Origin of the sequence: Bradyrhizobium sp. AC87j1 (assembly GCF_002936975.1) — a bacterium.
Lineage (GTDB): Bacteria > Pseudomonadota > Alphaproteobacteria > Rhizobiales > Xanthobacteraceae > Bradyrhizobium > Bradyrhizobium shewense.
Window position 1 is genome coordinate 37,204 of record NZ_PTFE01000037.1, and the last position, 13,165, is coordinate 50,368.

The 13,165-nt window shown below is 63.2% G+C and carries 15 protein-coding genes; 10 read left to right on the forward strand and 5 right to left on the reverse strand.

What is annotated here, in order from left to right:
- Window positions 1–185: 185 nt before the first annotated feature.
- The 3 genes from CV770_RS20095 to CV770_RS20105 all read right to left on the reverse strand — a co-directional run bounded on the left by CV770_RS20095 (window position 186) and on the right by CV770_RS20105 (window position 3,346).
- Window positions 186–623, reverse strand: a complete 438-nt coding sequence (locus CV770_RS20095) for a hypothetical protein (RefSeq protein ID WP_018317756.1) — start codon at window positions 621–623, stop codon at window positions 186–188.
- An 89-nt stretch (window positions 624–712) separates the two neighbouring features.
- Entirely contained in the window at window positions 713–1,501 is a 789-nt protein-coding gene (locus CV770_RS20100; RefSeq protein WP_104463541.1) for an SDR family NAD(P)-dependent oxidoreductase, read from the reverse strand.
- Between the two features lie 183 nt (window positions 1,502–1,684).
- The gene (locus tag CV770_RS20105) at window positions 1,685–3,346 is read right to left on the reverse strand and encodes a methyl-accepting chemotaxis protein (RefSeq protein WP_104463542.1); all 1,662 of its coding nucleotides are present in this window, start codon (window positions 3,344–3,346) and stop codon (window positions 1,685–1,687) included.
- 315 nt (window positions 3,347–3,661) lie between these two features.
- Here CV770_RS20105 and CV770_RS20110 point away from each other — a divergent pair, with 315 nt between their 5' ends.
- From CV770_RS20110 to CV770_RS20140, 7 genes are all read left to right on the forward strand, one after another.
- A complete protein-coding gene (locus CV770_RS20110; RefSeq protein WP_104463543.1) occupies window positions 3,662–4,027 on the forward strand; it encodes a nuclear transport factor 2 family protein in 366 nt (121 codons plus the stop codon).
- 127 nt (window positions 4,028–4,154) lie between these two features.
- Window positions 4,155–4,559, forward strand: a complete 405-nt coding sequence (locus CV770_RS20115; protein ID WP_104463544.1) for a YciI family protein — start codon at window positions 4,155–4,157, stop codon at window positions 4,557–4,559.
- A 60-nt stretch (window positions 4,560–4,619) separates the two neighbouring features.
- A complete protein-coding gene (locus CV770_RS20120; RefSeq protein ID WP_091956421.1) occupies window positions 4,620–4,985 on the forward strand; it encodes a YciI family protein in 366 nt (121 codons plus the stop codon).
- A gap of 129 nt (window positions 4,986–5,114) precedes the next feature.
- A complete protein-coding gene (locus CV770_RS20125; RefSeq protein WP_104463545.1) occupies window positions 5,115–5,867 on the forward strand; it encodes a TetR/AcrR family transcriptional regulator in 753 nt (250 codons plus the stop codon).
- A 121-nt stretch (window positions 5,868–5,988) separates the two neighbouring features.
- Window positions 5,989–6,480: a DUF2852 domain-containing protein gene (locus CV770_RS20130; RefSeq protein WP_104463546.1), complete on the forward strand. Its 492-nt coding sequence runs from the start codon at window positions 5,989–5,991 to the stop codon at window positions 6,478–6,480.
- A gap of 400 nt (window positions 6,481–6,880) precedes the next feature.
- Window positions 6,881–7,774: a peptidoglycan-binding protein gene (locus CV770_RS20135; protein ID WP_104463547.1), complete on the forward strand. Its 894-nt coding sequence runs from the start codon at window positions 6,881–6,883 to the stop codon at window positions 7,772–7,774.
- A gap of 107 nt (window positions 7,775–7,881) precedes the next feature.
- On the forward strand, window positions 7,882–8,583 hold the full coding sequence (locus tag CV770_RS20140; protein ID WP_091956424.1) for a peptidoglycan-binding domain-containing protein: 702 nt from the start codon (window positions 7,882–7,884) through the stop codon (window positions 8,581–8,583).
- A gap of 91 nt (window positions 8,584–8,674) precedes the next feature.
- On the opposite strand, the gene CV770_RS20145 is transcribed toward CV770_RS20140, so the two are convergent.
- On the reverse strand, window positions 8,675–9,838 hold the full coding sequence (locus tag CV770_RS20145) for an acyl-CoA desaturase (RefSeq protein ID WP_091956425.1): 1,164 nt from the start codon (window positions 9,836–9,838) through the stop codon (window positions 8,675–8,677).
- Window positions 9,839–10,160: 322 nt separating this feature from the next.
- Between CV770_RS20145 and CV770_RS20150 the strand changes: the two genes are divergently transcribed.
- Window positions 10,161–10,928 carry a serine acetyltransferase domain-containing protein gene (locus CV770_RS20150; protein WP_104463559.1) on the forward strand — a complete coding sequence of 256 codons (768 nt, stop codon included), beginning with the start codon at window positions 10,161–10,163 and terminating at the stop codon, window positions 10,926–10,928.
- A gap of 95 nt (window positions 10,929–11,023) precedes the next feature.
- Here the strand turns inward: CV770_RS20150 and CV770_RS20155 are convergent, their stop codons facing one another.
- Window positions 11,024–11,542, reverse strand: a complete 519-nt coding sequence (locus tag CV770_RS20155; RefSeq protein ID WP_104463548.1) for a DUF2231 domain-containing protein — start codon at window positions 11,540–11,542, stop codon at window positions 11,024–11,026.
- Window positions 11,543–11,955: 413 nt separating this feature from the next.
- Between CV770_RS20155 and tolQ the strand changes: the two genes are divergently transcribed.
- Window positions 11,956–12,672 (forward strand): protein TolQ, encoded by a 717-nt coding sequence (tolQ, locus tag CV770_RS20160; RefSeq protein ID WP_018317771.1) that lies wholly within the window; start codon window positions 11,956–11,958, stop codon window positions 12,670–12,672.
- Window positions 12,673–12,715: 43 nt separating this feature from the next.
- Window positions 12,716–13,165: a protein TolR gene (gene tolR / locus CV770_RS20165; RefSeq protein ID WP_018317772.1), complete on the forward strand. Its 450-nt coding sequence runs from the start codon at window positions 12,716–12,718 to the stop codon at window positions 13,163–13,165.

Genomic DNA, 13,165 nt, shown 5'->3' on the forward strand with positions numbered 1-13,165 from the left:
TGATCCAGACTCTTTACTGACGGCAGCCAAAGCGTGATGGCGTGGAGACCCCGGTGCGCACATTGGGTGCGAGCACAGGGAACCTGCCGTGTGGCCTCGGGCCGGCCAAGCCAGATGCCTTTGATGTGACGCGACGCGGTTCACAGAACTCATTCACGTCACATGCGTGGCGGCTGCCACATTCGTCAGCGGCAGCGCGGATAGATCGCGGCGAGATCGCGCCCCTTGAGCAAGAGTAGCCGCGAGGTGAGGCCGCCACGGCGGCTGATCCAGTCGCGCACTGGGCCGGGATAGGCGGCAAGCACCGCGACCGATGCTTCCGGCTCGGCATAAAAGCGCCCGCGGCGGTCGACCGAGCGTGCCGCATGGAAGCCGAGCACGGCGCGCTTGGTGACGCAGATGCGCTCGCCCGGCACGATGCTCAGCACCAGGGTGCAGGCAGACAGGCAGGGACCATCGATCACCACGCGCTCGCCGCTCTCGCGCACCTTCTCGAACAAATCGAGGAACGGCCCGACCTGTCCGCCCGGAGACTGGATGATGCGGATTTCAGCGGACGCGGGCGCGGTGGCGAGCAGCGCGAATGCAAGCATCAGGGCGTTGAGCAAAGAGATGCGTCGCATGAAGTCTCCACCTAAATCGGTTCCGTAGGGTGGGTTACGCCCAGCGGCCTGCGCAGCGGCAGTGCTAATCCACCCTACAATTTCCGGACCTATCCGTTGCGGCGCTGGCCGCGCAGCGTGGGCAGGCCGATACCTGCCGCATCGAAGCCGCCATCGACGGCCAAAATTTGGCCGGTGATGTAGCTCGCATTTGCCGAGCACAGGAAGTAGATCGCTTCCGCAAGCTCCTCCTCCAGGCCGTAGCGGTTGAGCGGAATGGCGTCGTGATAGTCGGCGCGGATCTCCTTCGTGTGCACCTGCTTCGCCATCGCCGTGTCGACCGGTCCCGGCGCGACCGCGTTGACGCGGATGTTGAGGGAGGCGAGTTCGACAGCGAGCTGCTTGGTCAGGTGCGCGAGCCCGGCCTTGCTGGTGCCGTAGGCCGAGCGCAGCGTCGAGGCGCGCACCGCCGAGATCGAGGTGATGTTGACGATGGCGCCGCCATGGCCTTCGCGCATCAAGGGAACCGCGGCCTTGGTGCAGAGGAACGGGCCGGTGAGATTGACCTCGAGCACGCGGCGCCAATCGGTCTCGGACGTCTCCATCAGCGGTGCGAACACCGCGATGCCGGCATTGTTGACCAGTGCATCCAATCGGCCGAACCGGCGCTCGACCGCCTCCATTGCATCGCTCACCGCGGCGGCGTCCGAGACGTCGCAGGTCCGCGCCAGCGTCGCCTCGCTTTGGTCGATTTCGGCGACCGCCCGGCCGAGCAACTCGCCCTCGATGTCGAGCAGCGCCACGCGCCAACCCTCGGCCAGGAACTTCTTCGCGGTCGCAAGCCCGATGCCGCGGGCGGCTCCGGTGACGAGGGCGATTTTTTGCGGGGCTTGCGGCATGGAGATTTGTCCTCGAGTAGCATATGGGCGCAGGAGTGCTGGCTCCTTTTACTGCGCTTTTGTGCTGACGAGGAAGGGGCAGGCGAGGGCTGCGTACAGCTGGCAAAATGCCAAATCCGTCACCTGAGGCGGCCGCTTCTTCGCGGCCCTCGAAGGATGACGAACATGGAGGGGGAGTCGTCCTTACGCCAGTTCCGCCGAGGCACGCTGCATGTTGGCCGACATGTCCGCGGTCACGATGCTCTGCTCCTCGACCGCGGCTGCGGTGGAGGCGATGAACTCGTTGACGCCTGCGATCGCGGCCTTGATCGCGGTCAGGGAGCTCGCGACGTCGCCGGAGATGGTGTTCAGCGCGTCGATTTCGGACGTGATCGTGTCGGTCGCCTGCTTGGCCTGGCTCGCGAGGTTCTTCACCTCGGAGGCGACCACCGCAAAGCCGCGTCCCGCTTCGCCGGCGCGGGCCGATTCAATCGTGGCGTTGAGCGCGAGCAGATTGATCTGGCTGGTGATGCCCGAGATCATCTCGACGATCCCGCTCATGGCCTGTGCGGCGGCCGTCAGCTTCTGGGCCTGGAGGTCGGCGGACTCGACCCTTGTGGTCGCGACCTTGGAGGTCTCGCGCGACTTCGTCATGGTCTCGGAGATTTCGCGGATCGATGCGCTCATCTGCTCGCTGCCGGCGGCGACCGCCTCGATCATCCCGCGCGCGTTGTCGGCCTTCTTGCGGCCGATCGCCTGCGCGGTGATGTCGGTGGCGTATTTCACCACCTTGTACGGCTTGCCGTTGAGATCGAAGATCGGGTTGTAGGACGCCTGGATCCAGATCTCGCGGCCCCCCTTGGCGATGCGCTTGTATTCGGCAGCCTGGTATTCGCCGCGATTGAGTGCTTCCCAGAACTGGCGGTAGGCGGCCGAATTCTTGTTCGGCTCGACGAACATGGAATGGTGCTGGCCCTTGATCTCGGCCAGCGAATAGCCCATCGCCTTCAGGAAATTCTCGTTGGCCGTGCGGATCGTGCCGTCCATGTTGAACTCGATCACGGCCTGCGACTTCTGGATCGCGGCGAGCTGGCCGTCATTGTCGGCCGCCTTCATCTTCTGCGCAGTGACGTCGGTGGCAAACTTCACCACCTTGAGCGGCCTGCCCATCTCGTCGAGGATCGGGTTATAGGTCGCGAGGATCCAGATTTCCTTAGCCCCCTTGCCGAGCCGCTTGTATTCGGCCGCCTCGAACTGGCCGCGGTTCAGCCGCGCCCAGAAATCGGAATAGGCCGAGCTCGCGCGATCCTCCGGCGTCACGAACATGCTGTGGTGCTTGCCCTTGATCTCGTCGAGCGAGTAGTCCATCGCATTGAGGAAGTTCTCATTGGCGGTGACGATGGTGCCGTCCATGTTGAACTCGATCAAGGCCTGCGCACGGCTGATCGCGGCGAGCTTACCGGCCTCCTCCATGGCCCTCATCTTGTAGGCCGTGATGTCGGTGGCGAACTTGATGAAGCTGACCACCTTGCCGCTCTCGTCGCGCAGCGGCGCGTAGGAGGCGTGGACCCAGACCTCCTTGCCGTTCTTGCCGTAGCGCCGGTATTGCGTGGTCTGGAACTCGCCGCGGTTCAGGCTGGCCCAAAAATCGCGGTAGCGAGCGCTCTCGCGCTCGGCCGGGCTGACGAAGATGCTGTGATGCTTTCCCTTGATCTCGGCAAGCGTGTACCCGCTCATCTTGAGAAGGTTTTCGTTGGCGTCGAGGATGGTGCCGTCGAGACCGAATTCGATCACGGCTTGCGACCGGTCGAGCGCCTCGACCTCCGCGATGGCGTGTCTAACCTTCTTGCTCAGGAAATTGAACACGTAAGCCCCGCAATGCTCGGACGCGATCCGACAGGATCGCCATACCGTTTCCCCTGAGCTGAAAGTTGCATGCTATCCTTGAGCATCGGTAAATTCTGGAACACGCCGCGACGAGCTCCGCGATTTCACGAGCAGTAGCCAACTACTTCAACTGACAGCTGCTCTTGGTTTATATGCACGGTGGAGTTCACAATGCGGAGCCGTACTTGTACGGGGGGGCGCAGCCGAGATTTTTTTCGCGTCGCCTCGCATGGCGGTGTCCGCGCGGTCGAGGGCGAACCGTCTTTAACAAGATGCTCGCTGCGGAGACCCGCAATGTCTGACGACCGCGAACGCCTGATCCGAGACCTCTTCGCCGCCTATCTCGCCAACGACCGGCAGCGGGTCGCCGACGCACTGGCCGACGATTTCCACTTCACCAGCCCGTTCGACGACGACCTCGACAAGGCGACCTATTTCGAACGCTGCTGGAGCGACAGCGGCTGGATCGCACGGCATGACATCGAGCGCATCTTCGTCCGGGGTGAGGAAGCCTTCGTTACTTATCTCTGCCTTGCGACAGATGGCAGGAGTTTTCGCAACACGGAGTTCTTCACCTTCGCAAGCGGCAAGGTCCGGCGCATCGATGTCTATTTCGGCGCTGCCCGGCAGGATGGTCGTTTCCTGCCGCAGCCGCGCTAGGGCCGGGCCCCTCCAGATTATTTCCGCGGGCGTGTCGGTTCCGTGAGGGTTCGTTCGTCTTGAAGGCGAGCGGGCCTGCGCCTCACGGCGCATCCCGGAACCACCGCAGAAGCCAGGATACGGACCCATGCGATTCATGATGTTGATGATCCCGCTCGGCTACGAGGCCGCGCCGCCGGACGTCCAGCTCGATCCCGAGCGCGTCGCGGCGATGATGCGCTACAACGAGGCGCTGAAGGACGCGGGCGTGCTGATCACGCTCGATGGCCTGCATCCGCCGTCGATGGGGGCGCGGGTTTCGTTTGCGACTGGCGAGCCTGTCGTGACCGACGGCCCATTCACTGAAGCCAAGGAGGTCCTTGGCGGCTATTGGATGATCGAGGTTGCCTCGCGCGCCGAGGCGATTGCCTGGGCGAAGAAGTGTCCGGCCTCGCTGAACGAAATCATCGAGATCCGCCAGGTGCAGGAAATGGCCGACTTTCCGCCTGACGTGCAGGCGGCCGCCGCCGGCTTCGACGATCTGAAGAACTAGCCACAGCGGCCGCGGAAAAATTCGCGGCTGTCATCATTCGATCAACAAGGGAGAGAACCGATGAGCACCGAACATAAATTCCTCGCCGTCTATCTCGGCAGCATGAGCGGCGAAAAGATGAAGGCCTGGCATGCGATGCCCGAGGCTGAACGGAAGGCAAAAGAGCGCGAGGGCATGGCCGCCTGGCACGGCTGGGTCGAGAAGCACAAGGACGTCATCGTGGAGATGGGCGGCCCGCTCGGCAAGACCCGCCGGATCGACGGACGCGGCATTGCCGAGATCAGCAATGCGCTGACCGGCTTCACGGTGGTGCGGGCCGCCTCGCAGGAGGAAGCTGCAAAATTGTTCGAGAACCATCCGCATTTTGCGATCTTCCCGGGCGAGGCGATCGAGGTCATGCCCGTGCTGCCGATTCCGCAGATGTAGCTGCGGACGAGCCCAATTCCGGGTGCGATGCCGTCGCTCAGGCCCGGCATCGCCCGTGAAAGTACGGGGTTAATCACGCTCGATTCCTGCTAGTGACCTTCACCGCCGGCTCATGTAAAGATCGTTCACATGAGCTGGCGCAAGGAGCAGCGCCGCGCCGAGCGCGGCTATCACCACGGAAATCTGAAGGAAGCCCTGTTGCAGGCCGCTCTCGGGCTGATCGCCGAGAAGGGCGCGGCTGGCTTCACCTTCGCCGATGCCGCACGCATGGCCGGCGTCAGCGCAGCGGCGCCCTATCGGCATTTCCGCGACCGTGACGAGCTGTTGTCCTCGATTGCCCAGCGCGGCTTCGAGCAGTTCGAGCAGCGCCTGACCGCGGCCTGGGACGACGGGCGTCCCGACACGGTCACCGCGTTCGAGCGCGTCGGCAAAGCCTATCTCGCCTTCGCCCGTGAGGAGCCCGCGTTCTACAACGCGATGTTCGAATCGGGCGTGCCGGTCGACGCCAATCCCGCCCTTCAGGCCGCCAGCGAACGCGCCTTCAACATCATTCGCGCTGCAGCCGAGCGGCTCGCGGCGCTGACGCCGCCGGGTACGGCGCGGCCGCCGGCGATGATGATGGCGCTGCACATCTGGTCGATGGCGCACGGCGTGGCTTCGCTGTTCTCCCGGGGGGACGCCGCGCGACGAAAACTGCCGATGTCGCCGGACGAACTTCTCGAGGCCGAGGTGCTGATCTATCTGCGCGGTCTCGGCTTCCCGACCGACCGCCGTCCTGCAGGCAAGGGCGCCGAGCCGCCGCCGGTGCCGCCGGAGGCGCCCTCCGGTTCAGGCGTGCCGCCCGGCGGCACTCCAAGTGGTCCTTGGGGCAAGCCGAAATAAAATTACGCAAATAATCACGCGGGCGTGTCTGGCGGCCAGCTTGACAAAATCGCGGGATGGTCTAGCTATGTAAATGTTATTTACATTCACAACGGCGCTGGTGCCGTGATGGAGATGGGAAATGGCCTACACCGCTGACGTTAATCGCTGGCGCGGCCCTTCGGACCAATACCAACAGTACGAACGTCCCCGCATGCTCGATACGCCCTGGCATCCCGGCTGGATCGCCGTGACCATCCTCGGCTTCATCATCTGGTGGCCGATCGGACTTGCCCTTCTCTTTTTCACACTCGGGAGCAGAAGAATGTCGTGCTGGAGCCACCAAGATCGCTGGCAGAACAAGATGGAAAAGATGCAGTACAAGATGGACCGCATGCGCGGCCGCATGGAGCGCCGCGGCTTCGGCTTTGGCTTCGGCCCCCCGTCCTCCGGCAACCGCGCCTTCGACGAGTACCGCTCTGAAACGCTGCAGCGGCTCGAGGAGGAGCAGGTCGAGTTCAAGAACTTCCTCGACCGTCTGCGTCACGCCAAGGACAAGGAAGAGTTCGACGAGTTCATGGCGCAGCACAAGACGCGTCCGACCCCGCCGCCGACCGACCAGCAGCAGGGCTGACCTTCAAGGCTGACACCTCTCAAAGCCTTCAGGCGCATGCCCCCAAAGTCCTGATGGCCCCGAGCCGCCCGTCTGCGCAACCCGCAGGCGGGCGGTTTGGTTTTTGGGATCTGCTTCGATCTCTCGCGTGCGCGAGAGCAGGCATCGGCCGGCTTCGGCCGTCATCGTTGCTCGCATTGCTCGTCGTGCCGCGCCTAACCCTGTCGCGAGATGCAGGTTGCAATTTATCGCGGTAGCAACTGACAGTCACTAGACCGGACGTTGCAGCGAATGCCGCCAGGTCGCGGCGATGTGGCCTGTCCGGAAAATCGAATCTCCTCTTGCAACCAAAGGGTGTTGTGCATAATCTTGGGACGTTTTTCAATCGATGATATTTGGCTGAATATTAGGGAGTATTTTCGTGCGGATCGTAACGATCGTTCGGAAGGTAGCCCCTCGCTGCTATCCCAATTACCTCAAGGCTTTTGAAGACGGCGACGAAATCTTCGACCGCTTCAAGATCAACACTCCGCTTCGCATCGCGCACTTCCTCGCTCAGGCGCTATATGAAACCGGCCGTGGTACGGTTCTGTTCGAGAGCCTCAAATACAAAACCACGGCGCGACTTCTCGAGATTTTCGGCATCGGCCATCATAGCGCGGCCATCCGGCCCGACGAGGTCGATCAATATCTCAACAATGATCGTGCCTTGGCCGAGCGCGTCTACGGACTGAGTAATCCGAAGAAGGCGAAGGAGCTCGGCAATACCAAGCCCGGAGACGGATACAAATATCGCGGCGGCGGCCTGTTGCAGACGACTGGCGGCGCCAACTACCTGCGCATGGGCAAACTCGCAGGCGTGGACTTCTACAATAACCCGGATCTGATTGTCTCACCCGAAGCGGCTCTGCTTCCCGCCCTTCACGAATGGAATGAGGGAGGCCTGAACGCGTATGCGGATCGGAACGATATCCGCACAATCACGCGGCTCATCAACGGTGGCTACAACGGCCTGAGCGGTCGCACGGAGCTCTTCGAGGTCGTGTGGAGCGCAATAGGCAAGAGCGGCGCGAACCAGGTGGCCTGGAAAGCCGCAACCACGTCGGATGAAACGCGCGAGCTTCAGGAGGCCCTGAACGATCTCGGGGCTGAGCCGGCGCTTGTCGTGGATGGACGATATGGTCCCGCCACCGCGCAGGCGGTCGAGTGGTTTCAAAACCACGCCAAGATCCCTGTCGATGGAAATGCAGGCGTGGTGACGCAGGCGGCGTTGAATCTCCGCCTGAATTCCCGGACGGCTTCAGAGCGCCCCTAAGAGCGTGGCGCCTTTGACGCGCGAAGTTCGCCGGAGCTTCGCAAATAGATGTCTCGATTATTGAGGGCCGAATTTTAGCAAGTTTCATTACGCAGAAGGGATTGAGCATGACCGACGGCGAAAAGATGCTGAAGCTGGCCGAGTCCCGCATCGGCGAGAAATACGTCAATGTCTGCGTTCCCAAGAACAACAAGAACTGGCACGGTCCATGGGACTGCGCGGAGTTCATGTCCTGGTTGGTGTGGCAGGTCGGTGGATTCCTGTACGGATGCGTCGACAACAACGGCAATCCTGCGACGGTTGAGGCCTATACCGGCGCCTGGAAGAGCGATTCACAAAAACTTGGAAAGCGCGTGCCGTGGCGGCAGGCAGCTTCAACAGTGGGAGGCATTCTTCTGCGCTACCCGCCCGGACCGGGCATGATGGGGCACATCGTCGTTTGTGACGGCGAGGGCGGCACCGTGGAGGCGATGGGCACCGCCTATGGCGTTCGTCGCGGCAAGGTGTCGGGCCGGAATTGGGATACCGGCGTCCTGCTGCCGAACTTTACGTATGGGGCGGCGGGTGGAGCACTCGACCTGGCTGAGCCGAGCCTGCTGTATGCGCTTGGGCAGCCGAACATGAAGGCGTCCGTCATTCGGGACATTCAACGCGCTTTGAAAGAGCTGGGATTCAATCCGGGGCCGATCGACGGTGAATATAATGACCTGACGGTGGCGGCGGTCGCAGCGTTTCAGGCGACCAAAGGACTCATTGTCGACGGACAGGTCGGACCGCAGACGGCAAAACGGTTGAAGATCGAACTCTAGGGATCGGCGCGATTCTTTCACCTGCCGCGCGCGCGACAGAGGCGTCCCGGCGCCATGACTCGCGCCGGGCTGCATCGCATGACCGCCAGCTTCAACGCGCGGTGGCGAGCTGCGCGTGAACCGAAGCCAGGAAGTGTTCGTAGGCGTGATCCACGATCTCGTTGAGCGATCGCGTTCGTGCGAACATCGCCTTGGCCTCGGCGAGAAACTCCTCGCGGGTCGGTATCTTCGGCAGATGCAGGTGTGTCAGCGCGTCGACGCCGTCATGCGCGCGGTTGAGGATGTCGTGCAGCGTCGGCAGCTGCAGCTGGGTCGGGTCGGCGCGGTGCAGCGCCGAAGAGATCGCATGTGCAAGCTTCGGCGCGTCGAACCGCCCGGCAAGCTCGCGGGCGGCCCGATTGATGACGCGGGCGCCCAGCGGCTGCTCGTTGCGCAGCACCTGTTCAGGCGGCGCCTTCATGTTCCAGACGATTCCGAACCAGGACAACACCTTCAGCACGTAATAGGTGACGTCGATCTCCCACCAGTAAAAGCCCTGTCGCACGCTGCTCTGATAGGCGTGGTGATTGTTGTGCCAGCCCTCGCCCATAGTGAGCAGCGCCAGCAGCCAGTTGTTGCGGGAATCGTCGCCCGTCACGTAGCGCTTGCGTCCGTGCACATGGGCGAGCGAGTTGATGCAGAAGGTCGCGTGATAGACCAGCACCGTGCTCCACAGGAAGCCGACGATCAGACCCGACCACCCCGCCGCCAGGAAGCAGAGCGCCGCAAGCACAAAGGCCGGCAGCAGCTCCAGCCGATGCAGCCACATCAGCTCAGGAAAGACAGTGAGATCGCCGACTTTCACGAGATCAGTGCCGTCGTGCTCCCGGTAAAAGATCCAGCCTAGATGACTGTACAGGAAACCGCGCTGACGCGGCGAATGCACATCCAGCTCGGTGTCGGAATGCAGATGATGATGTCGATGCTTGGCCGCCCACCACAACACGCTCTTTTGCGCGGTGCTTTGCGCAAGGCAGGCCAGGATGAACTGAAACACGCGGCCGGTGGCGAAAGCCCGATGGGAGAAATAGCGGTGGTAGCCGGCGCCGATTGCAAACATCCGCACGACATACAGCGTCCCACAGATCGCGACGGCCTGCCACGTGACGCCTGACCAGATCGCCGCAAAGCATCCGAGATGGACCAGCACGAACGGTATGGCGGAGGGGTACATGACGTCGTCGTGGTGGTCGTCGGCGGGCGCGTTGGGCAACATGTTTCAGCGTGACCTCAGGTAACGGGGATCCGGAATTTGCATCGGCAGCACCGAGGGCTGCCGGGTACGAAAAACCCGCGGATGGCGGACCACCGCGGGGCTTGAGCGAGCTGCTCTGCGTGTCATCCCGGCCAAAGCAGCATCAGCCGAAAATCCGACTGACTATATGGGCGCGGATGGCTGGCATGCAAGCTCGTAGCCTCACGGGGAGCTGCGGCATGGTGCTCGGGTAGTCACGGTGCCGCCGACGCCGCGTGGCGCGCGGGCCGCCCGCGGCCTATATTCGACACGTGAAGGAAGCACCAAAGCACCGGAGGCGGCCTTGACGGCAGCTGCGACCGCGACGAATGATCGCCTCTGGCAGAACATACGCGCGGAGGCGCAGCGCGCCTGCGCAGCCGATCCCGTCTTCGGCAAGTCGCTTGCCGATGCAGTGCTGGCGCATGATCATTTTGCCGCGGCTCTGGCCGATCTGATCGGCCGCAGGCTTGGCGGCAACGCCGCCGGGCAGGCACGCTTCACGGCCTTTTCTATCGACGCCTTTCGTGGCGCCCCGGAATTGATCGAAGCGGCCGGCCGCGATCTGCAGGCGATCGTGCATAGCGATCCTGCCATTACCGGCCTGTTGGCGCCGCTGCTGCATTTCAAGGGCTATGTCGCGCTGCAAGCCTGGCGCGTCTCGAACTGGCTCTGGCGTCATGACCATCGCGATGCGGCGCTGGTGTTTCAGAACGAGGCGTCAAACCTCTTGCAGGTCAGCATTCATCCGGCAGCCAGCATCGGCTCGTCCGTGTATCTCGACCACGCTACCGGAATCGTGATCGGCGCCAATGTGGTGATCGGCGACGAGGTCACCATCCTTCAGAACGTCAGCATCGGGCGCAGCAGCGAGCTGCCGACACGCTCGCCGCGTATCGGCCGCGGCGTCTTCATCGGCGCCGGCGCAACCATCCTCGGCGACATCGAGATCGGCGATTTCGCCAAGATCGGCGCCGGGACGGTCGTGATCAGTGACGTGCCCGCCGGCTGCACGGCAATCGGCAATCCCGCGCGTCTGACCAACTGCCCCGAACCCGCTTCGGCGGCCTGAGGCGCCGTCACGTCATGAGATGCGGCTGAGGCGCGACCTGATCAGCAGCGAAAGCACGGCGGCCGAGGTCTGCCCCCCGGCGACATCCCGTTGCCTCAGGCGGCGCGACGATGGCTCTCGCCGCCATGCTGGGGCGTGACCGGTTCCGAGCTGGTCTGGCCCGGCGCATCCAGCACCGCGACGTGATGACGGTAGACCATCTCCCAGCCCTTCCATCCCGTGAACAGGAGGATGCCGACCACGACCAGGGAGAGCACCACGCCCCACGGCTTGATCGCAGCCTCTGCGCCTTGGGCGTAACGGAGGTAGAAATTGATCAGGGCCAGCACGACCGCCGCCAGATTGCCGACCATGTGGTACCAGGCATCGTTGAGGCGGCGGATGCGGGGCTCGCTGAAGAAGTCCGTAAAGCCGGCCACGGCTGCGACGAGCGCCATGACGATGCCAGCCCCGATCAGCCACATCGCGGCTCTGGCCCAGAAATTGTCGCCGGTTCCGATGAAGGCCAGATCGGCGATGGGCGCGCCGACCAGGCATGCGACCGGGAACGGGATGAGCATGGGGTGGAGCGGGTGATCGCCGATCGCGGCGGTCGTCTTGGGGTTGATGGACATGGCAACACCTCGCGGAAAGTAATTTTTGGGACAATTTTTCGGGCGAGGGCTGGTTCCTCCGGACCAGGTGTCCGGGACACAAGCCGATCCAACTGCCTGCGCCGCCTACCTTTCCCGCAGCCAAATTCGCCTGCGGTAACCTCGCATTAACCAACGCCGGGCTCTGGTAAGGGCGGACAGTCGCGCCCAAAGCCCGAAGTCGGGGCCCGTCAAGGCCCGGGGCCAAAGGCCCATAGTTTTGACATCTTGGCAGGGAATGCAGACGGCCGGCTTTGGACGAGCCCCTGCACCCAGAAAGACAAGGCTTTGAGCGGGCTTGCCGGCCGCGCCGGTTCTAGCGCGGCCATTGGGGAACCGGCAGCCATTTGCTGGCCGGCACATCGGGTAACGATCGCCTTGAGAGGATACTGCTTATGAATCCGGCCGACGTGGCTCAGTCAGCCCTTCCGGTTGCCGCTTCCGCGGACGTGTCGCTGATCGCGCTGTTCTGGCAGGCTCACTGGATCGTGAAAGCGGTGATGCTGGGACTTCTGTCCTGCTCCGTCTGGGTCTGGGCGATCGCCATCGACAAGATCTTCCTGTTTGCCCGCACCCGCCGCTCGATGGACCGTTTCGAGCAGGCGTTCTGGTCCGGCGAATCGATCGAGGAGCTCTATCGCACCCTCTCGGCCAAGCCGACGCATTCGATGGCGGCCTGTTTCGTGGCGGCGATGCGCGAGTGGAAGCGCTCGTTCGAGAACCAGGCCCGCTCGGTCGCCGGCCTGCAGATGCGCATCGACAAGGTCATGAACGTCTCGATCGCCCGCGAGGTCGAGCGGCTGGAACGCCGCCTGCTGGTGCTTGCGACCGTCGGCTCCGCCGGCCCCTTCGTCGGCCTGTTCGGCACCGTCTGGGGCATCATGTCGAGCTTCCAGTCGATCGCGGCGTCGAAAAATACCTCTCTGGCGGTGGTCGCGCCGGGCATCGCGGAGGCGCTGTTTGCGACCGCGGTCGGCCTTATCGCCGCCATTCCTGCCACTATTTTCTACAATAAGTTCACTTCCGAGGTGAACCGGCAGGCCCAGCGGCTGGAAGGCTTCGCTGATGAATTTTCCGCCATCCTGTCGCGTCAGATCGACGAGCGGGGCTGACGGACGGCATGTATAGTGTGAAGGGCAATTTGGGCACGCGATCATGGCGATGAACGTTGCGAGTTCGTCCGGAGGCGGCGGCCGCCGCGGCCGGCGCAAGCCCGTCGTGGCCGAGATCAATGTCACGCCGATGGTCGACGTGATGCTGGTGCTGCTCATCATTTTCATGGTGTCGGCGCCGATGCTGACGGTCGGCGTGCCGCTCGACCTGCCCCAGACCCAGGCCAAGAGCCTCGAAAACAACGACCAGAAGCCGATCCAGATGTCGATCGACATCAAGGGCAAGGTGTTCATCAACGACGCAGAGATCGCGATCAACGAGCTGGTGCCCAAGCTGAAGGCGATCACCGACGCGCGCGGCGGGCTCGAGGAACGCATCTATCTGCGCGCCGACAAGAAGGCGGATTACGGCACGGTGGCCAGGGTGATGGGCCAGTTGTCCGGCGCCGGATTCAAGAAGCTCGCCCTCGTCACGGAAGCGGATCAGGGGTAG

What these genes read in the sequence shown, in the direction of transcription:
- tolQ (WP_018317771.1), top strand. Translation starts at nt 11,956, where the DNA reads ATGAATCCGGCCGACGTGGCTCAGTCAGCCCTTCCGGTTGCCGCTTCC.
- CV770_RS20115 (WP_104463544.1), top strand. Translation starts at nt 4,155, where the DNA reads ATGCGATTCATGATGTTGATGATCCCGCTCGGCTACGAGGCCGCGCCG.
- CV770_RS20125 (WP_104463545.1), top strand. Translation starts at nt 5,115, where the DNA reads ATGAGCTGGCGCAAGGAGCAGCGCCGCGCCGAGCGCGGCTATCACCAC.
- CV770_RS20110 (WP_104463543.1), top strand. Translation starts at nt 3,662, where the DNA reads ATGTCTGACGACCGCGAACGCCTGATCCGAGACCTCTTCGCCGCCTAT.
- CV770_RS20095 (WP_018317756.1), bottom strand. Translation starts at nt 623, where the DNA reads ATGCGACGCATCTCTTTGCTCAACGCCCTGATGCTTGCATTCGCGCTG.
- CV770_RS20120 (WP_091956421.1), top strand. Translation starts at nt 4,620, where the DNA reads ATGAGCACCGAACATAAATTCCTCGCCGTCTATCTCGGCAGCATGAGC.
- CV770_RS20145 (WP_091956425.1), bottom strand. Translation starts at nt 9,838, where the DNA reads ATGTTGCCCAACGCGCCCGCCGACGACCACCACGACGACGTCATGTAC.
- CV770_RS20155 (WP_104463548.1), bottom strand. Translation starts at nt 11,542, where the DNA reads ATGTCCATCAACCCCAAGACGACCGCCGCGATCGGCGATCACCCGCTC.
- tolR (WP_018317772.1), top strand. Translation starts at nt 12,716, where the DNA reads ATGGCGATGAACGTTGCGAGTTCGTCCGGAGGCGGCGGCCGCCGCGGC.
- CV770_RS20100 (WP_104463541.1), bottom strand. Translation starts at nt 1,501, where the DNA reads ATGCCGCAAGCCCCGCAAAAAATCGCCCTCGTCACCGGAGCCGCCCGC.
- CV770_RS20130 (WP_104463546.1), top strand. Translation starts at nt 5,989, where the DNA reads ATGGCCTACACCGCTGACGTTAATCGCTGGCGCGGCCCTTCGGACCAA.
- CV770_RS20140 (WP_091956424.1), top strand. Translation starts at nt 7,882, where the DNA reads ATGACCGACGGCGAAAAGATGCTGAAGCTGGCCGAGTCCCGCATCGGC.